The 26,660-nt window shown below is 67.6% G+C and carries 25 protein-coding genes, 1 pseudogene and 1 other annotated feature; of the genes and pseudogenes, 15 read left to right on the top strand and 11 right to left on the bottom strand.

Annotated features, from left to right (window positions below; all coding sequences use genetic code 11):
* Positions 1-33 precede the first annotated feature (33 nt).
* Both RNZ50_09705 and RNZ50_09700 read left to right on the top strand, forming a co-directional pair.
* Positions 34-1,431, top strand: coding sequence for a short-chain fatty acyl-CoA regulator family protein (locus tag RNZ50_09705; GenBank protein MDT8855284.1), 1,398 nt, complete (start codon positions 34-36; stop codon positions 1,429-1,431).
* 122 nt (positions 1,432-1,553) lie between these two features.
* Positions 1,554-2,021 (top strand): SRPBCC domain-containing protein, encoded by a 468-nt coding sequence (locus RNZ50_09700; GenBank protein ID MDT8855283.1) that lies wholly within the window; start codon positions 1,554-1,556, stop codon positions 2,019-2,021.
* Positions 2,022-2,051: 30 nt separating this feature from the next.
* On the opposite strand, the gene RNZ50_09695 is transcribed toward RNZ50_09700, so the two are convergent.
* The 5 genes from RNZ50_09695 to betI form a co-directional block, all read right to left on the bottom strand.
* Entirely contained in the window at positions 2,052-2,291 is a 240-nt protein-coding gene (locus tag RNZ50_09695) for a YdcH family protein (GenBank protein MDT8855282.1), read from the bottom strand.
* Positions 2,292-2,365: 74 nt separating this feature from the next.
* Positions 2,366-3,007, bottom strand: coding sequence for a thermonuclease family protein (locus RNZ50_09690; GenBank protein ID MDT8855281.1), 642 nt, complete (start codon positions 3,005-3,007; stop codon positions 2,366-2,368).
* 72 nt (positions 3,008-3,079) lie between these two features.
* Positions 3,080-4,732: a choline dehydrogenase gene (betA, locus tag RNZ50_09685; protein MDT8855280.1), complete on the bottom strand. Its 1,653-nt coding sequence runs from the start codon at positions 4,730-4,732 to the stop codon at positions 3,080-3,082.
* 27 nt (positions 4,733-4,759) lie between these two features.
* Positions 4,760-6,202 (bottom strand): betaine-aldehyde dehydrogenase, encoded by a 1,443-nt coding sequence (gene betB, locus RNZ50_09680; GenBank protein ID MDT8855279.1) that lies wholly within the window; start codon positions 6,200-6,202, stop codon positions 4,760-4,762.
* On the bottom strand, positions 6,199-6,765 hold the full coding sequence (gene betI, locus RNZ50_09675) for a transcriptional regulator BetI (protein MDT8855278.1): 567 nt from the start codon (positions 6,763-6,765) through the stop codon (positions 6,199-6,201). The genes betB and betI overlap by 4 nt, the downstream gene beginning before the upstream one ends.
* 122 nt (positions 6,766-6,887) lie before the next feature.
* Here betI and RNZ50_09670 point away from each other — a divergent pair, with 122 nt between their 5' ends.
* The 3 genes from RNZ50_09670 to choV are packed head-to-tail and all read left to right on the top strand — an operon-like array spanning position 6,888 to position 9,758.
* Entirely contained in the window at positions 6,888-7,820 is a 933-nt protein-coding gene (locus tag RNZ50_09670) for a choline ABC transporter substrate-binding protein (GenBank protein ID MDT8855277.1), read from the top strand.
* 58 nt (positions 7,821-7,878) lie between these two features.
* The gene (gene choW / locus RNZ50_09665) at positions 7,879-8,712 is read left to right on the top strand and encodes a choline ABC transporter permease subunit (protein MDT8855276.1); all 834 of its coding nucleotides are present in this window, start codon (positions 7,879-7,881) and stop codon (positions 8,710-8,712) included.
* Positions 8,709-9,758, top strand: coding sequence for a choline ABC transporter ATP-binding protein (choV, locus tag RNZ50_09660; GenBank protein MDT8855275.1), 1,050 nt, complete (start codon positions 8,709-8,711; stop codon positions 9,756-9,758). Before choW ends, choV begins: the two co-directional genes overlap by 4 nt.
* A 4-nt stretch (positions 9,759-9,762) precedes the next feature.
* Here the strand turns inward: choV and topA are convergent, their stop codons facing one another.
* The gene (topA, locus tag RNZ50_09655) at positions 9,763-12,447 is read right to left on the bottom strand and encodes a type I DNA topoisomerase (GenBank protein MDT8855274.1); all 2,685 of its coding nucleotides are present in this window, start codon (positions 12,445-12,447) and stop codon (positions 9,763-9,765) included.
* 173 nt (positions 12,448-12,620) lie between these two features.
* Here topA and RNZ50_09650 point away from each other — a divergent pair, with 173 nt between their 5' ends.
* Positions 12,621-13,046: a hypothetical protein gene (locus tag RNZ50_09650; GenBank protein ID MDT8855273.1), complete on the top strand. Its 426-nt coding sequence runs from the start codon at positions 12,621-12,623 to the stop codon at positions 13,044-13,046.
* A gap of 7 nt (positions 13,047-13,053) precedes the next feature.
* Here RNZ50_09650 and dprA read toward each other — a convergent pair whose 3' ends face one another.
* Positions 13,054-14,193: a DNA-processing protein DprA gene (gene dprA / locus RNZ50_09645; GenBank protein MDT8855272.1), complete on the bottom strand. Its 1,140-nt coding sequence runs from the start codon at positions 14,191-14,193 to the stop codon at positions 13,054-13,056.
* 203 nt (positions 14,194-14,396) lie between these two features.
* Here dprA and RNZ50_09640 point away from each other — a divergent pair, with 203 nt between their 5' ends.
* Entirely contained in the window at positions 14,397-15,674 is a 1,278-nt protein-coding gene (locus RNZ50_09640) for a 4-aminobutyrate--2-oxoglutarate transaminase (protein MDT8855271.1), read from the top strand.
* Between the two features lie 181 nt (positions 15,675-15,855).
* Positions 15,856-16,116 carry a glycine zipper 2TM domain-containing protein gene (locus tag RNZ50_09635; protein ID MDT8855270.1) on the top strand — a complete coding sequence of 87 codons (261 nt, stop codon included), beginning with the start codon at positions 15,856-15,858 and terminating at the stop codon, positions 16,114-16,116.
* A gap of 127 nt (positions 16,117-16,243) precedes the next feature.
* Here the strand turns inward: RNZ50_09635 and RNZ50_09630 are convergent, their stop codons facing one another.
* Positions 16,244-18,046 (bottom strand): alpha/beta fold hydrolase, encoded by a 1,803-nt coding sequence (locus RNZ50_09630; GenBank protein ID MDT8855269.1) that lies wholly within the window; start codon positions 18,044-18,046, stop codon positions 16,244-16,246.
* A 512-nt stretch (positions 18,047-18,558) separates the two neighbouring features.
* On the opposite strand from RNZ50_09630, the gene RNZ50_09625 reads away from it, so the two are divergent.
* The 4 genes from RNZ50_09625 (at position 18,559) to RNZ50_09610 (ending at position 22,710) form a co-directional block, all read left to right on the top strand.
* Entirely contained in the window at positions 18,559-19,401 is an 843-nt protein-coding gene (locus RNZ50_09625; GenBank protein MDT8855268.1) for a PhnD/SsuA/transferrin family substrate-binding protein, read from the top strand.
* Complete coding sequence (locus tag RNZ50_09620; protein MDT8855267.1) at positions 19,398-20,810, top strand: HAMP domain-containing sensor histidine kinase; 1,413 nt, start codon at positions 19,398-19,400, stop codon at positions 20,808-20,810. Before RNZ50_09625 ends, RNZ50_09620 begins: the two co-directional genes overlap by 4 nt.
* Entirely contained in the window at positions 20,807-22,030 is a 1,224-nt protein-coding gene (locus tag RNZ50_09615) for a response regulator (GenBank protein MDT8855266.1), read from the top strand. Before RNZ50_09620 ends, RNZ50_09615 begins: the two co-directional genes overlap by 4 nt.
* A 155-nt stretch (positions 22,031-22,185) precedes the next feature.
* On the top strand, positions 22,186-22,710 hold the full coding sequence (locus RNZ50_09610) for an arsenate reductase (azurin) small subunit (GenBank protein MDT8855265.1): 525 nt from the start codon (positions 22,186-22,188) through the stop codon (positions 22,708-22,710).
* Between the two features lie 131 nt (positions 22,711-22,841).
* Here the strand turns inward: RNZ50_09610 and RNZ50_09605 are convergent.
* Together RNZ50_09605 and RNZ50_09600 are read right to left on the bottom strand one after the other, a co-directional pair.
* Positions 22,842-24,085, bottom strand: a protein-coding gene (locus RNZ50_09605) for an IS3 family transposase (GenBank protein MDT8855264.1) whose coding sequence is annotated in 2 segments (ribosomal slippage) — positions 22,842-23,782 and positions 23,782-24,085 — 1,245 coding nt in all. Because the reading frame shifts where the segments join, the coding sequence is not laid out codon by codon here.
* Positions 23,673-23,789 (bottom strand) — a sequence feature (AL1L pseudoknot). It overlaps the preceding gene by 117 nt.
* 48 nt (positions 24,086-24,133) lie before the next feature.
* Positions 24,134-24,385 carry a hypothetical protein gene (locus RNZ50_09600; protein ID MDT8855263.1) on the bottom strand — a complete coding sequence of 84 codons (252 nt, stop codon included), beginning with the start codon at positions 24,383-24,385 and terminating at the stop codon, positions 24,134-24,136.
* A gap of 177 nt (positions 24,386-24,562) precedes the next feature.
* Here RNZ50_09600 and RNZ50_09595 point away from each other — a divergent pair.
* From RNZ50_09595 to RNZ50_09585, 3 genes and pseudogenes are all read left to right on the top strand, one after another.
* A pseudogene (locus RNZ50_09595) lies at positions 24,563-24,802 on the top strand (DUF2460 domain-containing protein).
* Positions 24,799-25,683, top strand: coding sequence for a DUF2163 domain-containing protein (locus RNZ50_09590; GenBank protein MDT8855262.1), 885 nt, complete (start codon positions 24,799-24,801; stop codon positions 25,681-25,683). The pseudogene RNZ50_09595 and the gene RNZ50_09590 overlap by 4 nt, the downstream one beginning before the upstream one ends.
* Complete coding sequence (locus RNZ50_09585) at positions 25,680-26,174, top strand: NlpC/P60 family protein (protein ID MDT8855261.1); 495 nt, start codon at positions 25,680-25,682, stop codon at positions 26,172-26,174. The genes RNZ50_09590 and RNZ50_09585 overlap by 4 nt, the downstream gene beginning before the upstream one ends.
* Here RNZ50_09585 and RNZ50_09580 read toward each other — a convergent pair.
* Complete coding sequence (locus RNZ50_09580; GenBank protein ID MDT8855260.1) at positions 26,120-26,596, bottom strand: pyridoxamine 5'-phosphate oxidase family protein; 477 nt, start codon at positions 26,594-26,596, stop codon at positions 26,120-26,122. The genes RNZ50_09585 and RNZ50_09580 overlap by 55 nt on opposite strands.
* Positions 26,597-26,660 lie beyond the last annotated feature (64 nt).

The following is a 26,660-nucleotide window of genomic DNA, read 5'->3' as shown; positions in this document are numbered from 1 at the left end:
CAAAGCGCACAGTCGCTTTGCAAAGGGGGGCGCATGGCGATCCAGAAACTTTATGCCGGGGCCAAGCTGCGCGAACTGCGCGGCAGGCTGGCGCTGACCCAGAAGGCTTTCGCCGCCAAGCTTGGCGTGTCGCTGCCCTACCTCAACCAGATGGAGAACAACCACCGCCCGGTCTCGGCCAGCGTGGTTCTGGCGCTGGCGCAGGAGTTCGGCTTTGATGTGACCGAGTTGACCACGGGCGACGCCGAACGCATCGTGTCCGACATGCGCGAGGCGCTGGCCGACCCGGTGTTTGCCGCCACCGCCCCGCCGCTGGCCGACCTGCGGCTGGCGGCCTCCAACGCGCCTGCGCTGGCGCGCGCCTTTCTGGTGCTGCACCGCGCCTACCGGCAGACCCACGAGCGGCTGGCATCGCTGGACGAGGCGCTGGGGCGCGAAGACACCGCGCTGCGCCCCTCGCCGTGGGAGGAGGTGCGCGATTTCTTCCATTACTGCGACAACTACCTCGACGCCATCGACCGGGCGGCGGAACATTACGCATCGCCCGCAGGTATCGGGAAAGACATGGAAATCACCGCGACCGAAACGCTGTCGCGCCACGGCATCGGGGTCGCGTTCTCGGACGACCCGGTGATCCGCCGCTTTCAGCCCGCCACCACCACGCTGCACATATCCTCGCGCGCCTCGGGGCCGACGCAGCGGTTCCAGATCCTGTATCAGGTGGCGCTGACCACCCAGAACGACCTGCTGGAGGCAACGCTCGACCTCGCACGCTTCCACACGCCCGAGGCGCGCGACATCGCCAAGATCGGGCTGGCCAACTATTTTGCCGGGGCGGCGCTGCTGCCCTACCGCGCCTTCCTGCAGGCGGCGCTGGACACGCGGCATGATCTGGAACGGCTGGCCGACCTGTTCGGCGCCTCGATCGAGCAGGTGGCGCACCGGCTTTCCACCCTGCAGCGGCCGGGGGCCAAGGGCATTCCGTTCTTCTTCGTTCGGGTCGATCAGGCGGGCACCATCACCAAGCGCCACTCGGCAACACGCCTGCAGTTCGCCCGCTTCGGCGGCGCCTGCCCGCTGTGGAACGTGCATCAGGCGTTCGAGACGCCGGGACGCTTCCTGCGCCAATTGGCTGAAACGCCCGACGGGGTGCGCTACCTGTGCCTTTCCCGCGATGTGTCCAAGCCCGGCGGGTCGTATCAGGCCCCGGTGCGGCGCTTTGCCATCGGCCTTGGCTGCGAGGTGGCACATGCCGGCGCGCTGGTCTATGCCGACGGCCTCGATCTGCGCGGCCGGTTCGAGCCGATCGGCATTTCCTGCCGCATCTGCGAGCGGACCGATTGCCACCAGCGGTCCGTTCCGCCGCTGGAACGGCGGCTGCGCGTCGACCCCGACCGGCGCGGCCTGCTGCCTTACGAAATCGCAGATTAGGCCGGGCTTGCCCCGCGTTTCGCCTTGGGCTAGACCCTTGTCCGGACAACGTGAAACCCGCCCGGCCGGACGATCCGGCTCCGGGCCGGGCCGCATGGCCGGTGCGACGGGAAGGGGCGATCATGCAGGTTCAGGGTCAGGTCAACGTTGCGGTCCGCCCGCCTGCGGTGGTGCGTGCGCTGCATGATCCGGTCTTGCTGCAATCCTTCCTGCCCGGCGGGTCGAAGGTCACCCGGACATCGGAAACCGTGTTCGATTTTCTGGCGATGCGCGAAACCGCGATGATCACCCTGAAACTGCCCGGCACCCTGACCATCCTCGAACTGACGCCGCGGCGCGCCTACCGGATGACGGCGCGGGCCAGGCACCTGCTGGGCGGGTCGCTGGCGCTGGATCTTGACCTGACGCTGGCGCGGATCGACGAGGCCACCGACCTGAGCTATCTCGGCACCATCGAGGGCGGGGGGCTGGCGGGCAAGCTGCTGGGCGACCACGAAGACGCCGCCCGCAACCGCATCACCAACATGTTTCACGAATTCGCGCGCAGGCTGCAGCGCAGGCAGCCGCATGGAGAGGGTCCGGCGGCCTGAACCACCGGACGGCATCACCGTGCCCGCGGCTCAGGCCGCGCTCAGCATCCTGCGGATTTCGTCTTTCAGTTTCAGACGCTTCTGGCGAAGCATGGCCTCATGCTCCGACGAGGTCGGGTCGATCCGCGTCTCGGCGCGATACACTTCCTGATTGACGCCGTTGTATTCTTCGACCAGTCGCGCGAAATGCGCGTTGGTGGTCTTGAGGGCATGAATCCTTTCGATCTCGGCGGGAAATTCCTCGTTCAGTTCGTGCGGCGTGTGCGACATGCATCCATTCCTGTGTCATTCGTCAGCCCAGACCCTAACCGGAGGGTCGCGGGCAAACCTTGATGCGGATCAAGTCAGCGCCGCGCCGGGCGGAAACCTGCGGCCTCGGCGTCGCTGGCGGTGCAGAACCACGCCTCGCCCTTTTCCGGCGAAATGCGGGTCGCGGCATAGTCGCGCTGGCCGGGCCGGTGAAAGATGCGGCCCTTGTCCGAGATGTTGCCCTTGATCGCGCAACCCGCCGGTGCCGCCTCGGCCCGGTGGCGGTGCGCCTCGGGCGTCACCATCGGCCCGGCCCAGATGCCAAGGCGCGCCGCCCCGGCATCGGCTTCGACGGCGGCGTAGCGGTCGGAATAGCGCAGGTAGGCCCGCGCCGCCCCGGCCTCGACCAGCGCCCGCCCCAGATCGCGGCCCCCGGCATGGCAGATTGCCACGGCGCGACCATAGCGATCATGGTCCTGCACCGCACAACTGACCGGGCCGGTCAGCGCCCCGGCCAGCATCGCGCCGGCCCATTGCCCGCAGGCCCAGACCTCGCCGTTGCGGTCGCAGGTCTGGTCGCGTTCCGGCGCGTCGATGCCGAACAGGCGCACACGCTGCCCGGCCACTTCCAGCGTGTCGCCGTCGATCACACGCGCCACGCCCAGCAGGGTGGGCGACACCGCCGGCAGCACGACCAGCGCCAGAGTCAGAACAAGAAGCGAACGAATAATTAACATCCGCCCGGTCTGCGGCCATTTCAGCCCCCGATCAAGCCAAAAGTTAACAAATGGTTAACGCGGATCGCCGGATCAGCGTTGCGCGGTGCGCCAGTCGGGGTGCAGCCACGGCTCCAGGTTCATCGGCGCGGGCGGCATCCGGCCAAGGATGTGATCGGCCGCCTTCTCGCCCACCATGATCGACGGCCCGTTCAGGTTGCCGTTCGTCACCCGCGGGAAGATCGAGCTGTCGGCAACCCGCAGCCCCTCGACCCCGATCACCCGGCATTCGGGGTCAACCACCGCCAGCGGATCGTCGCGCCGCCCCATCCGCGCCGTGCCGCAGGGATGGTAGGCGCTTTCGACATGCGCCTTGATGAAGCCATCCAGTTCGGCGTCCGATTGCAGCGTGGCGCCGGGCTGTATCTCGGGACCGATATAGGGCGCGAAGGCCGCCTGCCCGAAAACCTCGCGCGTAAGGCGAATGCAGCGGCGAAAATCCTCCCAGTCCTCGGGATGCGACATGTAGTTGAACAGGATGCGCGGCGGGTCGGAAGGGTCGGCCGATCGCAGCGTGACCGCCCCGCGCGATTTCGACCGCATCGGCCCGACATGCGCCTGAAAGCCGTGCCCTTCGGCCGCCGCCTTGCCGTCGTAGCGCACCGCGATCGGCAGGAAATGATACTGGATGTCAGGGTAATCCACGCCCGCCTTGCTGCGGATGAAGGCGCAGGCCTCGAACTGGTTCGACGCGCCCAGCCCCTTGCCGGTGAACAGCCACTGCGCCCCGATGCTTGCCTTGCCGCGCAGGTTCCAGTGCTTGAACAGCGTGATCGGCTGGCTGGAGGCGAACTGCAGGTAAAGCTCCAGATGGTCTTGCAGGTTGGCACCCACGCCGGGCCGGTCGGCCAGCACCTTGATGCCATGCGCCGCCAGATGGCCGCCCTCGCCTATTCCAGAAAGCATCAGCAATTTCGGGGTGTTGATCGACGAAGCTGCCAGAATGACCTCGGTGCTGGCGCGGATCGTGGTGATCTTGCCGCCCCGCTCGACCTCGACGCCCAAGGCGCGGCCGCCCTGCACGATCACCCTCCGGGCGAAGGCCCGGACCACCCGCACGTTGCCGCGCTTCAGCGCCGGGCGCAGATAGGCGTTGGCCGCCGACCAGCGCCGCCCCTGCCAGATCGTCGCCTCCATCGGGCCGAAGCCTTCCTGCTGCGCGCCGTTGTAGTCGCGCGTCACCGGATAGCCGGCCTCGGCGCCGGCCGCGATGAAGGCATCGAACAGCGGGTTGTGGCGCGGTCCGCGCGTGATGTGCAGCGGCCCGTCATGGCCGCGCCATTCGGGCTGGCCCTCGATCCCGTGCCAGTTTTCCATCCGGCGGAAATAGGGCAGCACGTCGGCATAGCTCCAGCCCTGCGCCCCCTGATCGGCCCAATGGTCGAAGTCGCGGGCATGGCCGCGGACATAGACCATGCCGTTGATGCTTGACGACCCGCCGATCACCTTGCCGCGCGGCGTGGCCAGCACCCTGCCCCCCAGATGCGGTTCCGGTTCGGTCTTCAGCCCCCAGTCATAGCGCGCCATGTTCATCGGGTAAGACAGCGCGGCCGGCATCTGGATGAACGGCCCGGCATCGCTGCCGCCATGCTCTATCACCGTCACGCGCGCCCCGGCCTCGCCCAGCCGGTAGGCCAGCGCGCACCCGGCCGAGCCGGCCCCCACGATCACATACTCCGCCGTCATGCGCCTGTTCCTTTGGCAGGTGGCCCGTCAATACGGCGCATCGACCGGCCCCATCCCGACATAGACCGACTTGACCTGCGTATAATGTTCCACCGCCGCCCGCCCGTTCTCGCGCCCCACGCCGGAAAGCTTCACGCCGCCGAACGGCGCCTCGACCGGCGTCAGGTTGTAGGCGTTGATCCAGCAGGTGCCCGCCTCCAGCGCCGCCACGACGCGATGCGCCCGGGTCAGATCGGCGGTGAACACCCCGGCGGCAAGGCCGAATTCCGTTGCATTGGCGCGGGTTACGGCCTCTTCTTCAGATTCGAACTGAAGAACCGCCATCACCGGCCCGAACACCTCGTCCCGCGCCAGCGCCATGGCGTCGGTGACCCCGGCGAACACCGTGGGGGCCACGAAACAACCGTTTCGCGTCCCGCCGCACACCCGCCGCGCGCCCTCTGCCACCGCCGCAGTAATATGCCCCATCACCCGGTCGGCCTGCGCGGCCGAGACCAGCGGCCCGATCTGCGTTGCCATGTCCAGCGGGTCGCCCATCACCATCGCCGCCGTCCGCGCCGCCAGACGGTCGAGAAACGCGGGCAGGATGCCCGATTGCACGAACACCCGCGTGCCGTTGCTGCACACCTGTCCGGCGGAATAGAAGTTGCCCAGCATCGCCGCCCCGACCGCCGAGTCGAGATCGGCATCGTCGAAGACCAGCAGCGGCGACTTGCCGCCCAGTTCCATCGTGACATGGCGCAGCCCCTCGGCCGCCGCCGCATAGACCCGCCTCCCGGTCGGCACCGAGCCGGTCAGCGACACCTTGGCCACGCGCGGATCGGTGACCAGCGCCGCCCCCACCGCGCCCTGCCCCTGCACCACATTGAACAGCCCGGCGGGCAGGCCCGCCTCGGCCAGAATCTGCGCCAGTTGCAGCGCCCCCAGCGGCGTCACCTCCGACGGCTTGAACACCATCGCATTGCCCAGGGCCAGCGCGGGCGCCGCCTTCCAGCAGGCAATCTGGCTGGGGTAGTTCCACGCGCCGATGCCGACGCAGACTCCCAGCGGCTCGCGCAGGGTATAGACGAAATCGCGCCCCAGCGGGATCGTCTCGCCGGTCACAGACGGCGCCAGCCCGGCAAAGAACTCAAGCGCATCCGCACCCGAAGGCCAGTCGGCCACGGTGGTTTCCTGCAGCGGCTTGCCGGTATCCAGCGTCTCCAGCAGCGACAGCGCGTCGTTGCGCGCCCGGATCAGGTCGGCCGCCCGGCGCAGGATGCGGGCACGTTCGACCGGGCGGGTCGCGGCCCAGGCCTTCTGCGCGCCCTGCGCCGCCGACAGCGACGCGTCGATCACCGCCGGGGTCGCTGCGTGCAGCCGGGCGATCACCTCGCCGGTGGCGGGATGGACCACGTCGAACGCTTCCCCCGCCGCATCCTCCAGATAGGCGCCGTTGACGAAATGGCTGGCCGTAGGTTGCGCCCTCATCGCCGCACCGCCAGTTCGGCATCGAGAAAGCCCCGCATCAGCGCCACCGCCGCCGCGCCATCGGGCGGGCCTTCCTTCAGCACCTCGCGCAGATAGACCCCGTCGATCAGCGCGCCCAGACCATCGGCCACCGCCTCGGCCCGTGCCCCCGCCAGCGGGCGCAGGCAGGCCCGCAGGTTCGACCGCAGGCGCCGCTGATAGACGGCCAGCAGGCGGCGCGCCTCGGGCACCGTCTGCGCCATCACCCAGAAGTTCAGCCAGGCCCCCACAACCTCGCGCCGGAAGCTCGACGCGCTGAACGAGGCCAGCAGGATGGCCTGCAACCGTGCCTCTGGCCCCTGCGCCGCCAGGAGCGCACCGCGCACTTCTGCGGCATAAAGCGCCATCACATGCCGCATCGCCGCCAGAAACATCGCCTCTTTCCCGCCAAAATAGTGATGCGCCAGCGCCGAGGACATGCCGGCCCGCTTGGCGATCTGGCTGACCGTCACATCCAGGCTGCCGACACGGCCGATCTCGACAATCGTGGCTTTGACCAGCGCCGCCTTTCGGATAGGCTCCATCCCAAGTTTCGGCACCTGCCAGACTCCTGATTTAATGCTTGCCAAGGCGAGGTAGCGTGAAGTTTATTGACTCGTCAATCAACAAAAAGACCACCACCCGGAAACCACAGGGACGACCAATCATGAAAGACCTGAAATCCGCCCTTTTCGCGACCGCCTGCGCCTGCCTTCTGGCCGGGCCCGCCGCCGCCGAAGGCTGCGACAAGATCACCTTCTCGGATGTCGGCTGGACCGACATCACCGCCACCACCGCCGTCACCACGCTGATCCTCGAAGCCCTGGGGTACGAGACAGACATCAAGGTGCTGTCGGTGCCGGTCACCTACACCTCGATGGCCGAAGGCGACATCGACGTGTTCCTTGGCAACTGGATGCCGACGATGGAGGGCGACATTGCCCCCTACCGCGACGCGGGCACCGTCGAGGTGGTCCGCACCAACCTTGAGGGCGCGAAATACACGCTGGCCACCAACGCCAAGGGTGCCGAGCTTGGCATCAGGGATTTCGCCGACATCGCCGCGCAGAAAGAGGCGCTTGGGGCCAAGATCTACGGCATCGAGGCCGGCAACGACGGCAACCGCCTGATCATCGACATGGTCGCCAAGAACGCCTTCGGGCTGGAGGGGTTCGAGGTGATCGAGTCGTCGGAACAGGGGATGCTGGCGCAGGTCGCCCGTGCCGACGAACGCGGCGAGCCGGTGATCTTCCTCGGCTGGGAACCGCATCCGATGAACGCCAACTTCTCCATGTCCTATCTGACCGGCGGCGACGATTTCTTCGGCCCCAACCTTGGCGGCGCCACGGTGATGACCAACACCCGCAAGGGCTATGTCACCGAGTGCCCGAACACCGGGGCATTGCTGAACAACCTGTCGTTCACGCTGGCGATGGAAAACGAGATCATGGGCAAGATCCTGAACGACGGCACCGATCCGGCCGAGGCCGCGAAAGAATGGCTGGCGGCCAACCCCGATGCGGTCACCCCCTGGCTTGCGGGCGTCACCACCAGGGACGGCGGCGATGCGGCGGCAGCGGTTGCTGCGGCGCTGAAGTAACCCCTCCGGCCCCGGGCATCCCCCGGGGCCGACCTTTTCCGGGCCGCAGCGGGGCAAGATGGACTTCCTGAACCTTCCGAAACTGCCCGTGGGCGACACCGCCGAAACGGTGTTCAGATGGCTGAAGACCAATGCGCGCTGGCTGTTCGACGCGCTGTCCGAGGCGATGGACTGGCTGATTGCCGGGGTGCTGTGGATGTTGCAGGCGCCGCATCCGGTCCTGATCATCCTTGTGTTCGTGGCGATCACCTGGGTGCTGCAACGGTCATGGAAGACCTGCCTCGTGGTGGCGCTCGGCTTCCTGTTCATCCTCAACCAGGGCTACTGGAAGGAAACCACCGAAAGCCTGGCGCTGGTGCTTTCCTCCTGCGTGGTCTGCATGGGGCTGGGGGTGCCGACCGGCATCTGGCTGGCGCACCGCCCCCGCACCTATCAGGCGATCAGCCCGGTGCTTGACCTGATGCAGACGCTGCCGACCTTCGTCTATCTGATTCCGGCGATCATCTTCTTCGGGTTGGGCATGGTGCCGGGGCTGATTGCCACGGTGATCTTCGTGCTGCCCGCGCCGATCCGGCTGACCTACCTTGGCATTTCCACCGCCCCGCTGGCGCTGATGGAGGCCGCGACCGCCTTCGGTGCGACCCCGTCGCAGCGGCTCTGGAAGGTCGAGCTGCCCTGGGCCTTCCCGCAGATCATGGCGGGGCTGAACCAGACCATCATGCTGTCGCTGTCGATGGTGGTGATTGCGGCCTATGTCGGGGCCAACGGGCTGGGCAAGCCGGTGGTGCAGGCGCTGAGCCGGGTGGACACCTCGCTGGGCTTTGAATCGGGCTTCGTGATCGTCGTCGTGGCGATCATCCTTGACCGGATGTTGAGGGTGACCCGCAAATGACCGATGCAGCGCCCAGTCCCGCTGTCGAGTTCGACCGTGTTTCCATCGTGTTCGGCGACAACCCCGACCGCGCCCTGCCGCTGATGGACCGCGGCCTGACGCGGGCCGAGGTGCAGGAACAGTCGGGGCAGGTGCTGGGCGTGCATGATTGCAGCCTGTCGGTCGCCTCGGGCGAGATACTGGTGCTGATGGGCCTGTCGGGCTCGGGCAAATCGACCCTGCTGCGCGGCGTGAACGGGCTGAACCCGGTGGTGCGCGGCGAGGTGCGGGTGGCGGACGGCGGGCGCATGGTCTCGGTCACCAATGCCGACCGCGACACGCTGCGCCGCCTGCGCCTGACCACCATCGCCATGGTGTTCCAGGCCTTCGGCCTGCTGCCGTGGCGTACGGTGCGCGAGAATGTCGGCCTCGGGCTGGAACTGGCGGGCCAGACCCCGGCCGAGCGGCGCGTCAAGGTGGACGAGCAACTGGCGCTGGTGAACCTGACCGCCTGGGCCGACCGCCGGGTGGGAGAGCTTTCGGGCGGGATGCAGCAGCGCGTCGGCCTCGCCCGCGCCTTCGTCACCGACGCGCCGATCCTGCTGATGGACGAGCCCTTTTCCGCCCTCGACCCCCTCATCCGGGCCCGGTTGCAGGACGAACTGCTGGACCTGCAGGCCACGCTGAAACGCACCATCGTCTTCGTCAGCCATGACCTTGACGAGGCGTTCAAGATCGGCAACCGCATCGCGCTGATGGACGGCGGCCGGATGGTGCAGTGCGGCACCGCGCGCGAGATCATCGCCAACCCGGTGTCGGATTACGTCGCGGATTTCGTGGCGCACATGAACCCGCTGGGGGTTCTGACCGCCCGCGACGTGATGCAGCCCGGCACCTCGTCGGCCCCCCACAGCGTGACCGCCGAAACCCCGGTGCGCCGGGTGATGCAGATGCTGCGCGACGGCGCGGGCGAGGTGGTGGTGACCGACGCAGGCGCGCCCTGCGGCGTGATCCGGGTCGAGCAGGTGCTGGCCCGCCTGATCGACCCGCGCGCCACCCTGGCGTGACGCTTCAGCCCTTGGCGAGTTTCGGCGCGGCCTTGGGCTTGGCCGGGGCCTTCGGCTTGGCCGGCGCCTTGGGTTTGGCCGGGGCCTTGGCGGCCGCCTTCGGTTTCGTCGCAGCTTTCGGCTTGGCCTCGGCCCCCTCTGCCACGGCCTTGGGCTTGGCCGCCGCTTTCGGCTTGGCCGCCGCCTTGGGCTTGGCAGCCGCCTTCTTCGCGGGTTTGCCCTTGCCCGCCTTTTCCGCCACCAACGCCAGCGCCTCTTCCAGCGTCACCACCTCGGGCGCAAGTTCCTTCGGCAGCGTGGCGTTGACCTTGCCCCATTTCACATAGGGCCCGTATTTCCCCGGCATCACCGACACCGGGCCGCCATCGGGATGCTCGCCCAGTTCGCGCAGCGGCCCCGCAGCAGCGGCCCGCCCGCCACGGGTGAACTTCTGCGCCAGCACCTCTACCGCGCGGTTCATGCCGATGGTGAAGACCTCCTCGACATCGGCGATGTTGGCGTAGGTGCTGCCATGCTTGACATAGGGCCCGAACCGCCCGATCGCCGCCTCGATCGGCAGGCCATCCTCGGGATGCGCCCCGACCAGCCGCGGCAGGTCCAAGAGCATCAGCGCCCGTTCCAGCGTCAGCGTGTCGGGCGCCCAGCCTTTCGGCAGGCTGGCACGCGGCGGTTTCGGCACCTCTTCGCTGGCCTCGCCGCGCTGGACGTAAGGGCCGAACCGCCCGGTGCGCAGGCTGATCGGCACGCCGTTCTCGTCCTGCCCCAGCACCTGCCCGTCGGGCGAGATCACAGAACCCTCGTCCCCGGTCACCGAGATCGGCCGGGTATACCGGCACTCGGGGTAGTTGCCGCAGCCGATGAACGCCCCGCCCGAACGCGCCGTCTTCAGATGCAGCCGCCCGGTGCCGCAGACCTGGCAGATGCGCGGGTCGGACCCGTCGGCGCGTGGCGGGTAGAGATGCGGCGCCAGAAACTCGTCAATTTTGGTGAGAACTTCGCCAATCCGCAGGTCTGCCGTCTCGGCAATCGCCGCCGAGAAATCGCGCCAGAACCGCGCCAGCACTTCCTTGTAGGCGCGCGTCCCGGCCGAGACATCGTCAAGCTGCCCCTCCAGATCGGCGGTGAAGTCGTATTCCACATACTTTCGGAAATAGTTCGACAGGAACGCCGTCACCAGCCGCCCCTTGTCTTCGGGGATCAGGCGGTTCTTGTCTTTGCGCACATATTCCCGGTCCACGATGGTGGTCAGGATGCTGGCATAGGTCGAGGGCCGCCCGATGCCCAGTTCCTCCATCCGCTTGACCAGCGTGGCCTCGGTGTAGCGCGGCGGCGGCTGGGTGAAGTGCTGCTCCTGCGCCACTTTCCGCTTTTCGGCGGGCTCGCCCGGCATGATCTGCGGCAGGCGGGCGTCGTCGCCCTCCTCGTCGTCGCGCCCTTCCTCGTAGACCTTGAGGAAGCCGTCGAACAGCACCACCTGGCCCGTGGCGCGCAGCACCACCTGGCCGTCCGCGCTTCCGACATCGACCGTCGTCCGCTCCAGCCGCGCCGCCGCCATCTGGCTGGCGATGGTGCGTTTCCAGATCAGGTCGTAGAGCTTGCGCTGGTCGGCCTCGGTCAGGCGCAGGCTTTCGGGGGCCGCCGCCATGTCGGTCGGCCGGATGCATTCGTGCGCTTCCTGCGCGTTCTTGGCCTTGTTCTTGTACATCCGCGGGCTGTCGGGCACATAGGCCGCCCCGAAACGGCGCCTGATCTCGTCGCGCGCCGCCATCACCGCCTCGGGCGCCATGTCGATGCCGTCGGTCCGCATGTAGGTGATGTGCCCGGCCTCGTAGAGCCGCTGCGCCGCGTTCATGCACTGCTTGGCACCCATGCCGAACTTGCGGCTCGCCTCCTGCTGCAGGGTCGAAGTCATGAAGGGCGCCGAGGGGTTGCGCGCGGCGGGCTTGGCCTCGACCGATTGCACCGTCAGCGCACGCGAGGTGACCGCCTGCACCGCCAGTTCGGCGGCCTCTGCCGTCGGAATGTCGAACTTGTCGAGCTTCCTGGCCGCCAGCACCGTCAGGCGCGCCTCGAACTCCTGGCCGCGCGGGGTGACGAGCGTTGCCCCCACCGTCCAGAACTCGCGCGCCCGGAACGCCTCGATCTCCATCTCGCGGTCCACGATCAGCCGCAGGCAGACCGATTGCACCCGCCCGGCCGATTTCGCGCCCGGCAGCTTGCGCCACAGGACCGGCGACAGGGTGAAGCCCACCAGATAGTCCAGCGCCCGCCTTGCCAGATAGGCATCGACCAGCGGCCCGTCGACCTGACGCGGGTTCTTCATCGCCTCGGTCACCGCCGCCCTGGTGATCGCGTTGAAGGTCACGCGGCTGACCTTGGTGCCCTTCTTGATGCTGGAGGCCAGCGCCTCCTGCAGATGCCAGGAAATCGCCTCGCCCTCGCGGTCGGGGTCGGTGGCCAGGATCAGCTCGTTGTCGGTCTTCAGCGCCTCGGCAATCGCGCGGACGTGTTTCCGGCTGTCGGCCGCAACTTCCCATTTCATCTCGAAATCATGCTCGGGGTCGACCGAGCCATCCTTGGGCGGCAGGTCGCGCACATGGCCGTAAGACGCCAGAACCGTGTAGTCGGACCCCAGATACTTGTTGATTGTCTTGGCCTTGGCCGGGGATTCTACGACGACGACTGCCATGACGACCTCACTCTGAAACGCCCCTTGCGGTAGCGCGGCAAGATGTGGGTGTAGCGCTGTCCTTGTCAATGGAGCCTCTGCACCCTGCGGCAACACCGATTGGTGCCCTTGACGCGCCACCCGGCCGCCGCCACGGTGCCGCCTTTGTCCCCCGGACCAGGACGTGACACCCGATGCTGAGAGCTGCCCTTGCCTGCGCGCTGCTGCCCGCCCTGCCCCTGCACGCCTGGACCGAACCGGCCCGGGGTTCCGCCGACCGTGCCGCCCTGATGGATGCCCTGCGCCCGGTCGCAGAACAGGAACTCGGCGCGCCGGTCGAGTTCGTCGTGCGCGACCTGCGGCTTGACGGCGACGTGGCCCTGATGCGGCTGACCGCGCAGCGCCCCGGCGGCGGCGAGATCGACCTTGCCGAAACCCCGATGGTGCAAAGAGGCCGCGCGCCCGATACCATCGACGGCCCCGGCGTCGATGCCCTGATGCGATACGCCGACGGCTTCTGGCAGGTCGCCCACTGGGCCATCGGGCCCACCGATGTCTGGTATGCCGACCCCGCCCTTTGCCCCGATTTCGCCGCCGTCCTGACGGACACCTGCCCCTGAGACCCCCCTAGTCGTTCCGCGACAACAGCCCCCCCGCCTGCCGCTGGATCCGCCCTTCCAGTTCCAGCGTCAGCAGTTCGGGCGCGACATGGGCCGCAGGCATCGCGAGGTCGCGGATCAGCTGATCCTCGGCCAGCGGGCTGGGGCCGAGCCGCGCCAGAATCCGGCTGTGCAGCGCGGCGATTTCCTGCAAGGGGCGCCGGGCGGGCACCGGCCCCGGCAGGGGCGGCAACGCCACGGGCTCGTCCCGCCTCGGCACCACCAGCCGCCCCGTCACGCCCTCGCCCAGCGCCTCGATCACGTCGGCGGCATTGCGGATCAGCGTCGCCCCGTCGCGAATCAGCATGTTGCACCCGGCGGCCCGCGCGTCGAACGGATGCCCCGGCACCGCCAGCACCTCGCGCCCCTGATCGAGCGCGGTCTTCGCGGTGATCAGGCTGCCCGAGCGCCCCGCCGCCTCGACCACGATCACCGCCTGCGCCAGCCCCGAGACGATGCGGTTGCGCTGCGGGAAATGCCGCGCCTGCGGCTCCATCCCCATCGGCTGTTCCGATACGCGGCAGCCTTTCGCCGCGATGTCGGCAGCCAGCGCCGCATTCTCGACCGGATAGACCACATCCACCCCGCCCGCCTGCACCGCCACCGTGCCGGAGGCCAGCGCCGCCGCATGTGCCTCGGCGTCGATGCCGCGCGCGAGGCCGGAAACCACGACAAACCCGGCCTCGGCCAGGCTTTCCGCCAGCCGCCGCGCCATCCGCAGCCCCAGGCTCGACGCATTGCGCGCCCCCACCATCGCCACCATCGGCCGGTTCAGCAGCGCCGCATTGCCCTGCACCCACAGCACCGGCGGCGCATCCGCCAGATCGTGCAGCGCCGCCGGATAATCCGCCTCGCCGAAGCACAGCAGCCGCGCGCCCGCAATCCGCGCCTGCGCCATCTCGTGCCGCACCACCTCCACCGGGCAGGGTGCGTAATTCTCCACCCCCGCCGCCGCCGCGATTCCGGGCAGCGCCGCCAGCGCCCCGGCCGCCGAGCCGTGGTCGGCAAGCAGCCGGTGGAACGTCACCGCCCCGACCCGCCGCGACCGGATCAGCCGCAGCCAGTCCAACCGCTCGGCTTCCGTCCACGCAGGGCCGCCAACAGACATCGCACGTTCCGCCATCGCATCCTCGCCGCAGATCCCGGACGCAGCCTGCCCCGACACTGGTTAACACGAGGTGAATCACCTCCCGTTTCACCTTGTCCAAATATCCCCGCCGGAGGCGCCTTCCCACCTTCCCGATTGAACCGCCGCCCGATTCCGGATCATATGCGCCAAACGCCCGACCGGGCCTGAAACCGGAGCCCCCGATGCTGAACGCCGAAGTCGCCAAACGCCGTGACGATGCCATTTCCCGTGGTGTCGGCATGATGACCCAGATCTACGCCGACCGCGCCCTGAACGCCGAGGTTTGGGATATCGAGGGCAACCGCTACATCGACTTCGCGGCCGGCATCGCGGTGGTCAACACCGGCCACTGTCATCCGCGCGTGATGGCCGCCGTCACCGAGCAGATGTCGCGCTTCACCCACACCTGCCACCAGGTGCTGCCCTACGAATCCTACATCCGCCTTGCCGAACGGCTGAACGCCGCCGTTCCGGGCGATTTTGCCAAGAAGACCATCTTCGTCACCACCGGCGCCGAGGCCTGCGAGAATGCGGTCAAGATCGCCCGCATCGCCACCGGGCGTTCGGGCGTCATCGCCTTCGGCGGCGCCTTCCACGGGCGCACCTTCATGGGCATGTCGCTGACCGGCAAGGTGGAGCCCTACAAGAAGGGCTTCGGCGCGATGATGCCCGACGTCTGGCATGTGCCCTTCCCGCAGGACGTGCACGGCATCTCGACCGCCGATGCGATGGCCGGGCTGACCAAGCTTTTCAAGGCCGATCTCGACCCCGGCCGCGTCGCCGCGATCATCTTCGAACCCGTGCAGGGCGAAGGCGGCTTCTACCCCGCCCCGGCCGACCTCGTGCGCGGCATCCGCAAGCTTTGCGACGAGCATGGCATCGTGATGATCGCAGACGAGGTGCAGACCGGCTTTGCCCGCACCGGCACCCTGTTCGCCATGCACGGCTACGACGTGGCCGCAGACCTGACCACCATGGCCAAGGGTCTGGCCGGCGGGCTGCCGCTGGCCGCCGTCACCGGCCGGGCCGACCTGATGGACGCCGCCCACCCCGGCGGGCTTGGCGGCACCTACGGCGGCAACCCGCTGGGCATCGCCGCCGCCCATGCCGTGCTCGACGTGATCGAGGAGGAAGACCTCTGCGCCCGCGCCAACGAACTTGGCAGCCGCCTGAAGCAGCGGCTGGAACAGATCCGCTCCACCACGCCCGAAATCGTCGACATCCGCGGCCCCGGATTCATGGTGGCGGTCGAGTTCGCCAACCCCGGCAGCCACGAACCCGACGCGGGCTTCACCAACCGCGTAAGGCTGGAGGCGCTGAGCCGCGGCCTGATCCTGCTGACCTGCGGCGTCTATGGCAACGTGATCCGCTTCCTTGCCCCGATCACCATCCCCGACGCGCATTTCGCCGAGGCGATGGAGATCCTCGAAGCCTCGGTCGCCGCCGCGCGCCAGGCCTGACCCAGGGGCGGGGGCAACCCCGCCCCCCCGCCATGACAAGGCCTGACGCCACGGGCGATTTCTAATGTTCGCCGCTGCCCGCCCCGGTGCCCGGCAGGAAACCGCCGCCACGCATTTCAATGGAACAATTCCGATCCTGAGTCGTTGTATGATCAGAGCACATTCCCCTAACGAGGCTGCCATGAAAAAATTCGTCCTGATCCTGCCGATTCTCGCCCTGTCGCTGTCTGCCTGCGCCACCACCGACCAGAATGCCGCCATGGGCGCACTCGGCGGTGCAGCACTCGGCGCTGCGGTCTCCGATAGAGACGACCGCACCCAAGGCGCCCTGATCGGTGCCGCCGTCGGCGTCGCGGCCTCGACTCTGATCGGCCCGGCACCGCAGCAGGGCCAATGCTACTACCGCAATTCGGCAGGCCAGCGTTTCATCGCCGCCTGCTGATCACGCTTCCCTGTCAAGCGGCACGGGCGCCCGCAACGGTCGCCCGTGCCTGGCTGGCGCAGCCGCTGCTGCGCCGTGACACAACCTCGGCGGCGGCCAGATGCCGCCGACCGCGGGCTTTCCCCGGTCACGGCTGGAAGACATAGGTGCCGGGCGCGTCACCGACCGGAGCGTGGCCCCTGTCGGGTGCGCCCATCGCCGGAGCCGGAGCCGGACCGCCCCCGCGAGCCTGCAGCCAGTCTGCCCAGGCGGGCCACCACGACCCCGGCCTGGCCGGGTGCTGCGCCAGCCAGGCATCGGGGCCTGCGTAAAGCGCCCCGGCCGGGCGGTGCGACAGGCGGTAATGCCGCCCCTTGTGCCCCGGCTCGCTGAGAATGCCGCCGTTGTGCCCGCCCTTGGTCAGCACGAAGCTCAGGTCGCAATCGGTGAACAACTGGGTCTTGTAGACCGACCGCCACGGCGCGATGTGGTCGGCTTCGGTGCCGATCACGAACAGCGGCGCGTCGATGTCTTTCAGCGCGATGACCCGGCCTTCAACCGCGAACCGCCCCGCCGTCAGCCGGTTTTCCAGAAACAGGCTGCGCAGATATTGCGAATGCATCCGTGCGGGCATCCGCGTGGCGTCGGCGTTCCAGACCCCGATATCGGTCGGCAGGTCATCCCGCCCCAGGAAATAGCGCTGCACGTTGCGGGTGTAGATCAGGTCTTCGGCCCGGATCGCGGCAAAGGCCCGGGCCATCTGGGGGCGGTCCAGATAGCCCTGTTCCCACATCAGATCTTCCAGGAAGGCGATCTGGCTTTCGTCGAGAAACAGCAGCAGTTCGCCCGCCTCTGCGAAATCGACCTGTGCCGCCATCAGCGTGACCGAGGCCAGCCGGTCGTCGCCGTCGCGTGCCATCGTGGCCGCCGCAATCGCCAGCATCGTGCCGCCCAGACAGTAGCCGACCGAATGCACCTGCGTGTCGGGCACGATCGCAGAGACGACATCGAGGGCCGCCATCACACCGCGCTTGCGGTAATCCTCCAGCGCCAGGTCGCGCTGGTCGGCGGTCGGGTTGCACCACGATATCATGAACACGGTGAAGCCCTGGCCGACGAGGTATCCGACCATCGAGTTGTGCGGCGACAGGTCAAGGATGTAGTATTTCATGATCCAGGCCGGGACGATCAGGATCGGCCGGGCCTGCACCTGTGCGGTCTGCGGCGCATACTGGATCAGTTCGAACAGGTCGTTGCGGAACACCACCTGACCGGGGGTGCAGGCCAGATCCTCGCCGATGCGGTAGCCTTCGGGCGCAGGGTCGCGCTGCCCCGACAGCGTCTTCAGCACGTCATGCGTGAAATGCGCCGCCCCTTCGGTCAGGTTCAGACCGCCGGTCCTGACCGTTTCGGCGATGATCTCGGGGTTGAGCAGGGGAAAATTGGCCGGCGAGAGCACGTCGAGCGTCTGGCGGGCCAGAAAGCGGGTGCGGTCGGCATCCTCCTGCCGCAATCCGCGCGTGGCGTCGGTGGCATGGTCCCACCAGTCCTGCACCGCCAGAAAGCCCTGCTGCCACATCTGGAACGGCAGGCTCTGCCAGCCGGGATGGTCGAAGCGGTGGTCATAGGGCTTCGGGGCAAAGGGCGGCGCGTCGGCAGGGCTGGTCGTCAGCGCCATCAGCTTGAGCGCATTGTGCTGCGCATGTTCGGCGAGATCGATCTGGCGGCCGGGCGATTGCGCCAGATGCTGCGCCCAGTCGCTCCAGGCTTCGAGGAAGGCGTGGGGCGAGACCCCGCCGCTCAGCCGCGCCATGGCCCCCCTGACCGCCCGGTCGAAGTTGCGGTGCGGATGGTCCTGCGGGGGGGCGGGCCGGGGTGCGACCACTGCCGGCAGCCCGGCAGCAACCGGCGCGGCTGCAAGGCTTTCTTGTGCTTTCGGGGTTCGGGTCATCGGGGCCTCATGTCCTAAGGGGCTTGCCGCCCGCCAAACGGGGAACCAGCGTTCCCGGGCACGCGCGTCCCGACTTTGCCACAGATCACCCCCTCAACCCAGCCGGAACTGCCTTTCGATCCAAAGTCCGGCAGGCTGGCGGCGGCGGAGCGGCGGGCCCTTTGCCGGTGCACGGGGCGGCCCGGCCCTGCGGTGGACAGGCTTTCCGACCAGCGCCTGCCGGGGCGCAAGCACCCGCGCGGGCCGTCGATACCGCCCCTGACAACTGCCCGCGGCTTGCCGGAGGCGGCGATGCCGCGCCGCGGCGGGGTGGACGGCCAGACGGAGGACGGTCTTTCCGGCATTCCGCCCGAGGCTGCGCGCGCGACTGCCGTCCGCCGACTGCCGTCCGCCGATTGCCGTCCGCCGATCGACGCGCCGACCCCGTGCAGGTGGCCGGATCTGCCCCGACAAAGGCCGTTGCGGGAAACGGAAACCGGCGTCATGCTGCCCGAGGGGAGGACTTTGCGAGCATGGATCGACGCAAATTTCTTGCGGCGTCAGGGGCCTGCCTTGCCGCCCCCTGCATCGCACGGGCGGCGGGCACGATCCGGCTGGGCCTGACCCCGGTTTTCCTGGACAACGACGCCGAGATCATTGCCCGGCTTAGGTCCGCGCTGGGCAGGGGCACCGGTCGGACGGTCGAGCTTGTGCAGCGCCGGACCTACCGCGAGGTGACGGGCCTGCTGCTGGAAGGAACCGTCGATGCGGCCTGGCTGTGCGGCTATCCGTTCCTGCAGCACGAAGCGGCACTTGCCCTGATCGGCGTGCCGGTCTGGCGGGGTGCGCCGCTGTATCGGTCCTACCTGATCGCCGCCGCGACCGACTCCGCCCGGGGCCTGCCGGACCTGCGGGGCGGCACCCATGCCTTTTCCGACCCCGACAGCAATTCCGGCTGGCTGGTGACCGCATCCGACCTGGCCCGGATGGGCGAGCGGCCGGACACGTTCTTCGCGAGCTTCCTGTTCACCTATGGCCACCGCAACGTGGTGCGCGCGGTGGCGGGGGGGCTGACACGGTCGGGCAGCGTCGACGGATACGTGTGGGAGGCCCTGTCCGCGCTGGAACCCGACCTGACCGCGCGCACCAGGATCATCGCCCGGTCCGAACCCCTGGGCTTCCCGCCCTTCGTGGTGCGCAAGGACAGGGCGGCGGACGACACCGTTTCGGTGCTGCGCGACGTTCTCATGGCGCTGGACAGGACCGGGGACGGCCGCGCCGCGCTGTCGCTCCTGCAGCTTGACGGCGTGGTGGCCGGGGACATCGCGCTGTTCGAGGGCATCCGCCAGCGAATGCGGATGGTGGCGGCGCCATGAGGCTGTCGGGCAGCCTGCCCCTGTCGATCAAGGTGCCGATGATCGCCGCCGGGATGATGGTGCTGGTGGGTGTCGTCGCTTCGCAGCAGGTGATGACGGCCCTCGGCAAGGTGCAGGAGGACCGCCTGCGCGAACTGGCCCGCCTGCACGTGGACGGGCTGGCCATCGCGCTGGGGCCCGCGGTCCTGCGCCGCGATGTCTGGGAGGTCTATGACATTCTGGACCGCGCAAGGCAGGCGATGGCCGGGCAGCGCACGGTCCTGACCGTGGTGGCCGACGAGGATGGCGCCGTGGTTGCCGCCTCGGACCCCAACCGCGCGCCGGTTGACAGCGATCTGGGGCCGCTGCTGGCCGGTGCGCAGACCATCGAGCAGGTCACGCTGGCCGGGGCCGACGCGCATGTGCGGGTGCTGGCCGACCTGACCTACCAGGGCCGCACCGTCGGGAAGATGCTGACCGAACTGGATGTTTCTGATCTGGCGGCGGAACGGCGGCGGGTTCTGGTGCTGCTTCTGGCGGGGAACGCGCTGGCGACGCTGACGCTGGCGACCGGCGGCTATCTGGCGATGCGCCGCATGTTGCGCCCGGTGACGCTGCTGTCGGCGCGGATGTCGGCGGCCGAGGGCCAGCCCGAGGCGATTGCCGAGGCGGAGATTCCCGTCGGCGACAAGGAACTGGCCCGGCTGTTCCGCACCTACAACGCCATGGTCGAGGCGGGCAGCGCCAAGGCCGATGCCGAACGCCGCCTGGCCGAGCGCGAGCGGTTCGTCAGCCTTGGCCGTCTGTCGTCGTCGCTGGCACACGAGATCAACAACCCGCTGGGCGGCCTGCTGAACGCCACCGACACCATCCTCAGCTATGCCGACCGGCCCGAGGTGGTGCGCGATGCGGCGGCGCTGCTGGACCGCGGGTTGCGGCACCTGCGCGATGTCGCCCGCGCGACGCTGGAACAGAACCGGATGGACCGGCAGGGCGTGCCCCTTGCGCGCGAGGATTTCGCGGACCTGAAACTGCTGTTCGAACCCGAAACCGTGCGTCAGGGTCAACGGCTGGACTGGCGGGTCGATGCGGCCGATCTGGCGCGCTGGCAGGCGATGCCGGTGCGCCAGATCGCGCTGAACCTGCTGCTGAATGCCTCGCAGGCGGCGGGGCATGGCGGCACGGTCGGCTTGCGGGTGGCAGACACGCCGGAAGGGCTGGACCTGCGCGTCAGCGATGACGGGCCGGGCCTGACGGCTTCGGCTGCGACGCGGCTGCTGTCGGATGATCGCGTGCCGCCGGGCGGCGGCGGGGTGGGGCTGCGGCTGGTCCGGGAACTGGCGTCGCGGACGGGGGCGCGGATCGTCCATGCGCGCGGCCCCGGTCTGACGGAAATCCGCATCCTCTTTCCGGAACGGGCCGCGCCATGAGCCTGCTGTCGGGCCGCCGCATCGCATTGGTCGAAGATGACGAGATCATGGGCGCCTCGCTCGACCAGCGGCTTCGGCTGGAGGGCGCCGAGGTGATCTGGCTGAAGCTGGTCAACCGCGCCGTCGGCGCGCTTCGCACCCCGCGCGCGCCGATCGACGCGGTGATCTGCGACATTCGGCTGCCCGACGGCACGGGGGAAGAGTTGTTCGAGACGCTGTGCCGCACCATGACGCCGCCGCCCTTCCTGTTCATCACCGGGCAGGGCGGCATCGATCAGGCGGTCCGCCTGCTGAAGGCGGGGGCGGCGGACTACATCACCAAGCCCTTCGCGATGGCCGAGTTCCTGGAACGGCTGGCGATGCTCGTGGCCCCTGAAAAAGCGGGAAAGGATGTCGGCCTGCTGGGCATCAGCACCGCCGCGCGGCGCATCGACGACCTTGCCGTGCAGGCGGCAGGCTCGGACCTTCCGGTGCTGATCCGTGGCGCGGGCGGCACGGGGAAACTGCTGGTGGCCCGGCAGATCCACAGCCTGTCGGACCGCAGGGCCGCCCTCTTTGCGCACGCCAACCTGGCGCGGGCGGAAGACACCGCCGCCGCATTGCGCGCGGCGATGACCGAGGTTGGCGAGGGCACGATCTTCCTGAACGGCCTTTGCCACATGGACCGTGCCCTTCAGGACGGGTTGATGGTCTGGCTTGACCGGGGAACGCCCGCCCGCATTGTCACGGCCTGCGGCACCGACACGACCATTGCGGTGAAACCGAACCGCGTCCGGGGCGACCTGCTTCATCGGCTGAACCGGCTCGAGATCCCAATCCCCCCGCTGAAGGACCGGCCGGAAGATGCGGTCTGGCTGCTGCACCGGTTGTTCGCCGCCTTCAACGCCCTGCGCGGGCAGCCGATGCGGGGAATCTCGCCCCAGACCGAAGCCGCCGTGCGCGCCCATGACTGGCCAGAAAATGGCCGCGAGCTGCGGGCGCGACTGCGGCAGGCCATGGCAGTGGCGCAGCAGGACATCCTGATGCCGGTCCACCTGTTTCCGGAAATCGAGGCTGTCTCGGCCAGTCCGGCAAGTCTGTCGGACGTGCGCGACGCGGCGGAACGACTGCACATCCAGCGGGTGCTGGAAGCCTGCGGCGGACAGATGACCGAGGCGGCGAGGCGCCTGAGGATCTCGCGCACCACACTGTGGGAAAAGATGCAGAAGCTGGGCCTCTGATCGCCGCGCGCCCCGGCACGCACCTGTTCGGAAAACCGAACAGACATTAATTGTTTCACAATTTCATATGGTTGGCGATTTGATAATGCTGAAACACCGTTTCGCGGCTTTGCTACCCTGTCTGCCACAAAGCAAGCTTTCGGGAGGAGCAAGCCATGAAATGCAACCGTCTGGTCGATGTCGGCCGACGCCAGTTCCTGCGCGGCGGCGTCATGGGCGTGGCCGGCGCGGCAGCCGCCACCGTGATGCCCGCGGGGCCGGCGCAGGCCCAGGCCGGCCGGGCCATGCTGGACTATCCGTCCACCAGACTGGCCAACATCGCCGATCTGCAGGTGAACGAGCCGATGGACATCGGCTATCCCGATGCCGACAGCCCCGGCATCCTGCTGAAGCTGGGGTCGGCGGTCGAAGGCGGCGCGGGCCCTGACGGCGACATCGTCGCCTTTTCGGTGCTGTGCCCGCACAAGGGGTTTGCCCTGTCCTATCACGCCGCCGACAAGACGCTGAACTGCCCCGGCCATTTCAGCCGGTTCGATTGCGAAAAGGGCGGACAGCAGGTCTGGGGGCACGCCACGCAGAACCTGCCGCAATTCGCGCTGCGGGTGGATGACGCGGGCGACATCCACGCCGAAGGGGCCGACGAGCTGATCTACGGCCGTCTGTCCAACGTGCTGGCATAGGGGGGCGGAACCATGGCTTTCAAACGCAACATCGACCGCCTGCCGATCATTCCCGCGGGCGCCACCGCACACAACGTCACCTGCCACTACTGAACCGCCCCGGGTTTACCGGAGGGTGGTTTGTTCAATGACTACGCGACCATATCGAGTGAGTTCAGGTTTGCATAGAACGCCTCCTCTGCTTCTGCGGGTGGGATGTATCCGATTGGGCCAAGCAGGCGGCGGTTGTTATACCAATCGATCCATTTCAGCGTTTCCCATTCGACCTCGCGCATTGATTTCCAGGGGCCGATCTGGTTGATGACCTCTGTCTTGAACAGGCCGATGACGCATTCAGCCAAGGCGTTGTCATAGGCATCGCCAACTGTTCCAACGGAAAGGTCGATCTCGGCCTTGGCCAGGCGTTCGGTGTATTTGATCGACAGGTATTGTGATCCGCGGTCCGAATGGTGGACCAAGCTCTTGTTATCCGGCGTCTTTCTTTGCCAGATCGCTTGCTCCAGCGCGTCGAGCACAAACTGGGTCTTCATCGATGTCGAGACGCGCCAACCGACAATACGACGTGCAAAGACGTCGATGACGAAGGCCACGTAGACGGTGCCGGACCATGTGGGCACATAGGTGAAATCTGAAACCCACAGCTTGTTCGGCCGATCCGCCATGAACAGCCGGTTCACCTTGTCGTCCGGGCAAGGCAGAGACGTGTCAGGATTGGTCGTGATGACCTTCTTGCCACGGACCACGCCCCTGATGCCCAGATGGCGCATCAATCGTTCCACGGTGCAGCGGGCGGCGTCTTCACCCTGCCGTCGCAAAACATGCCAGATCTTCCGCGCGCCATAGAGCTTGCGGTTGGCATCCCAGGCCGCGTCGATCTTGAGGCTCAGGGCGGCATCCGATTTGGCCCGGGCCGAGGCCCGGTCAGGATCACGCATGATCGCCCGCCGGTCATAAAAGGTGGAAGGGGCAAACTGCAGTGCCCTGCAGATCGGCTCGACCCCGAATGCCTCTCGGCTTTCCTCAATGAAAGCAGTCATTTGCGAAACGGGCGGTCGAGCTCCGCCTGGGCAAAATACGCTGAAGCTTTGCGCAGAATCTCGTTCGCTTGCCGCAGTTCCCGGTTCTCGCGCTCAAGCTCTTTGATCCGCGCGATCTCAGCGCTGGTAGGTCCCGGCCGTTCGCCACCATCGCGCTGGACCTGTCGCATCCAGACGCGAAGGCTGTCCGTCGAACAGCCCAATTTACCTGCAATCGCCGTCAGCGCCGCAGCCTCGCTCTGATAATCATCGCGGTGTTCCATCGCCAGCCGCACCGCACGCTCGCGGAACTCAGGTGAATACGGCTTCGAGGTCTTCTTCTTTGAGGTCTGTTCCATAACGGGCAATTCTCCGAGAGTTTTGCCCTCCGGTAAACCCGGGGCGGTTCAGACGGCCTGCAAGGCGCTGTCCCTCTCCAGCAAGGGAAGGATGTCGCCCTCCCAATAACCCTCGAGGGGATCGGCCACCGTGCGCCCGTGAACGATCTTGCGGTTCGAGGGCAGCGTCGGGTTGGCATCGAACCGTCGGGCCGTGCGCTCGCTGAACCCGGCGCGGGCGGCCGACGTGCGCTGACTGTGATATCGGAGGTCGGACATGTATAATCTCAATTGCTGGTCGTTGATGGGTTTGTAGGCCAACCCGGATCCTCCGTTTGACGGCAGAGGAACCCGGCTTACCAACCCGCAGCGACCAGCACCTTCCCCGAAATCAATCAAGCCGGTGGGGCTGCCCTCCAGACGGGCATGCCCGTCTTCCGTTCAGCCCCACCGGCCAAGGTGGTTGCCGGCACCGGCCAAGATGGTTGTCGCTGAACACCCGTCGCCGGAACCGTCCGCGTCGCGCTGGGCGTGGTCGAACAGATGTCGGGCTGGACGCTGGATGCCAGCACCGGCGTCATTACCTTCACCACCGCGCCCGCCAATGGCGTCATCGTGCGGGCGGGTTTCGAATTCGATGTGCCGGTGCGCTTCGACAGCGACACGCTCGACGTGACCCTCGATTTTGAACGGCTCGGATCGATCACCTCCATCCCGCTCTTGGAGATCCGCAGATGAAAAACCTTTCCCCTGCGCTGCAGGCCCATCTCGATGATGGCACCACCACCTTATCATGGTGCTGGCGGATTTCGCGCAGCGATGGCGTAGCGCTGGGCTTCACCGATCATGACCGCGCCTTGAGTTTCGACGGCACTGGCTTTGAGCCGGAGAGCGGATTTGCGGCGTCAGAGATCCGCGCCAGTTCAGACCTCGCCGTCGATGCGCAGGACGCGACCGGCGTGCTGACCTCGGACCGGATCACCGAAACCGACATCCTCGACGGTCGCTGGGACAATGCGGCGGTCGAGCTGTGGAGGGTGAATTGGGCCGATGTCAGCCAGCGCGTGCTGTTGCGCCGGGGTGCAGTGGGGCAAATCCGGCGGGGACGGATGGCCTTCGTGGCCGAAGTCCGGTCCCTGGCGCATGTGCTGGGTCAGACTGTCGGGCGGACGTTTCAGGCGGGATGCGACGCCCGCTTGGGCGATGCGCGCTGCGGGATCGACCTCGAGAACAACGTCTACAAGGGCACGGGCGTCGTCACCGATCTCTTGCGCGACCGGGCGTTCATGGCATCAGGGCTGAGCGGGTTCGACGCGGGCTGGTTCACTTCTGGGACTCTCACCTGGACCAGCGGCGCAAATGCGGGGCGCACTACCGAAGTGCTGTCCCATGGCTTGGCCGATGCCATCGCGACATTGACGCTGCTGGAAGCCCCGATGCTTCAAATTGCCGAGGGCAACAGCTTCATCGCGCGCGCGGGCTGCGACAAGCGCATTGCAACCTGCAGCGCAAAGTTCGCAAACGTCGCCAACTTCCGGGGTTTTCCGAACATTCCGGGGCAGGATGCCGTGCTGCGCTATGCCAGCCAGGACGGCGGCCATGAAGGGAACGTTCTGTGACGGCCGCTGATCCAGCCTTGGTGATCGCCGTCGCGCGATCTTGGCTAGGCACGCCCTACCACGATCAGGCCAGTTTGCGGGGCGTCGGCTGCGATTGCCTTGGCCTGGCGCGCGGCGTCTGGCGCGAGGTGGTGGGCGATGAGCCGTTCCCGATCCCACCCTACAGCCGGGATTGGGGTGAGACCGGGCCGAGAGAGGTGCTGGCCGACGGCGCTCGGGCGATGATGTCTGAAGTCCTCCCGGCCGAGGCCGGTCCTGGCTCTTTGGTCCTGTTCCGGATGGCCCCACGCGCCATCGCCAAGCACGTCGGGATCCTGACCACGCCAGACCGCTTCATCCATGCCTATGAACGGCTTGGTGTGGTCGAGGAAGCCGTGACGCCCTCTTGGGCGCGCAAGATCGCCTTCGCCTTCGTCTTTCCCGACGATTCCGCCACTCAGGGGAGCGGCATTCCATCCGACCAAGCCAGTGCCGGGCCAGTGAGAAAATAGGAGACGTTGTTGGTGTAAAACGTCTCTGGTTCCAGGCGGATCAATCGGCCCGATGGGTCTTCAATTTGGGCAATGTTCTCGATGAACCAGGCGTTCCATTGCGAACGATCCGCGCCCAGATATTTATCGAGAAGCCTCTCGAACAGCCTTGGGTCCATCGGTGTGATCGTTGCTGAGCCGCGCAGTCCAAGATGCAGGAGGTGGCCTTCTTTACGGTTGAAGTGCACGAGCTCAAACGCGCAACGAGGGTCGGTATTCAAACGTTTGACGGAACTGCCACCCTTGTCACCTAGCATCCAGATGACTCCGTCTTCCCAAAGAAACCAGACCGGCGAATTCCGCGGCCCCTCGGCGCAGATCGTCGCGAGGTTTGCCATCAGCGGCAGTTGCAAGAGTACCTGAGGATCGAATGCGTGGCCCATGGCAAAAGGCTACAGCCAAGACCCCTCCCAATCAACCTTGCGACGGTTCCCCCGTCGATCCCCA

Source organism: Paracoccaceae bacterium Fryx2 (assembly GCA_032334235.1).
Taxonomy (GTDB): Bacteria; Pseudomonadota; Alphaproteobacteria; order Rhodobacterales; family Rhodobacteraceae; genus JAVSGI01.
Note: the sequence above shows the minus strand (reverse complement) of the source record. Positions and strands in the feature narration are given on the sequence as shown.

Excerpts from the sequence above, each read along its gene's own strand:
- RNZ50_09705 (MDT8855284.1), top strand. The coding sequence starts at position 34 with ATGGCGATCCAGAAACTTTATGCCGGGGCCAAGCTGCGCGAACTGCGC.
- RNZ50_09700 (MDT8855283.1), top strand. The coding sequence starts at position 1,554 with ATGCAGGTTCAGGGTCAGGTCAACGTTGCGGTCCGCCCGCCTGCGGTG.
- RNZ50_09695 (MDT8855282.1), bottom strand. The coding sequence starts at position 2,291 with ATGTCGCACACGCCGCACGAACTGAACGAGGAATTTCCCGCCGAGATC.
- RNZ50_09690 (MDT8855281.1), bottom strand. The coding sequence starts at position 3,007 with ATGTTAATTATTCGTTCGCTTCTTGTTCTGACTCTGGCGCTGGTCGTG.
- betA (MDT8855280.1), bottom strand. The coding sequence starts at position 4,732 with ATGACGGCGGAGTATGTGATCGTGGGGGCCGGCTCGGCCGGGTGCGCG.
- betB (MDT8855279.1), bottom strand. The coding sequence starts at position 6,202 with ATGAGGGCGCAACCTACGGCCAGCCATTTCGTCAACGGCGCCTATCTG.
- betI (MDT8855278.1), bottom strand. The coding sequence starts at position 6,765 with ATGGAGCCTATCCGAAAGGCGGCGCTGGTCAAAGCCACGATTGTCGAG.
- RNZ50_09670 (MDT8855277.1), top strand. The coding sequence starts at position 6,888 with ATGAAAGACCTGAAATCCGCCCTTTTCGCGACCGCCTGCGCCTGCCTT.
- choW (MDT8855276.1), top strand. The coding sequence starts at position 7,879 with ATGGACTTCCTGAACCTTCCGAAACTGCCCGTGGGCGACACCGCCGAA.
- choV (MDT8855275.1), top strand. The coding sequence starts at position 8,709 with ATGACCGATGCAGCGCCCAGTCCCGCTGTCGAGTTCGACCGTGTTTCC.
- topA (MDT8855274.1), bottom strand. The coding sequence starts at position 12,447 with ATGGCAGTCGTCGTCGTAGAATCCCCGGCCAAGGCCAAGACAATCAAC.
- RNZ50_09650 (MDT8855273.1), top strand. The coding sequence starts at position 12,621 with ATGCTGAGAGCTGCCCTTGCCTGCGCGCTGCTGCCCGCCCTGCCCCTG.
- dprA (MDT8855272.1), bottom strand. The coding sequence starts at position 14,193 with ATGTCTGTTGGCGGCCCTGCGTGGACGGAAGCCGAGCGGTTGGACTGG.
- RNZ50_09640 (MDT8855271.1), top strand. The coding sequence starts at position 14,397 with ATGCTGAACGCCGAAGTCGCCAAACGCCGTGACGATGCCATTTCCCGT.
- RNZ50_09635 (MDT8855270.1), top strand. The coding sequence starts at position 15,856 with ATGAAAAAATTCGTCCTGATCCTGCCGATTCTCGCCCTGTCGCTGTCT.
- RNZ50_09630 (MDT8855269.1), bottom strand. The coding sequence starts at position 18,046 with ATGACCCGAACCCCGAAAGCACAAGAAAGCCTTGCAGCCGCGCCGGTT.
- RNZ50_09625 (MDT8855268.1), top strand. The coding sequence starts at position 18,559 with ATGGATCGACGCAAATTTCTTGCGGCGTCAGGGGCCTGCCTTGCCGCC.
- RNZ50_09620 (MDT8855267.1), top strand. The coding sequence starts at position 19,398 with ATGAGGCTGTCGGGCAGCCTGCCCCTGTCGATCAAGGTGCCGATGATC.
- RNZ50_09615 (MDT8855266.1), top strand. The coding sequence starts at position 20,807 with ATGAGCCTGCTGTCGGGCCGCCGCATCGCATTGGTCGAAGATGACGAG.
- RNZ50_09610 (MDT8855265.1), top strand. The coding sequence starts at position 22,186 with ATGAAATGCAACCGTCTGGTCGATGTCGGCCGACGCCAGTTCCTGCGC.
- RNZ50_09590 (MDT8855262.1), top strand. The coding sequence starts at position 24,799 with ATGAAAAACCTTTCCCCTGCGCTGCAGGCCCATCTCGATGATGGCACC.
- RNZ50_09580 (MDT8855260.1), bottom strand. The coding sequence starts at position 26,596 with ATGGGCCACGCATTCGATCCTCAGGTACTCTTGCAACTGCCGCTGATG.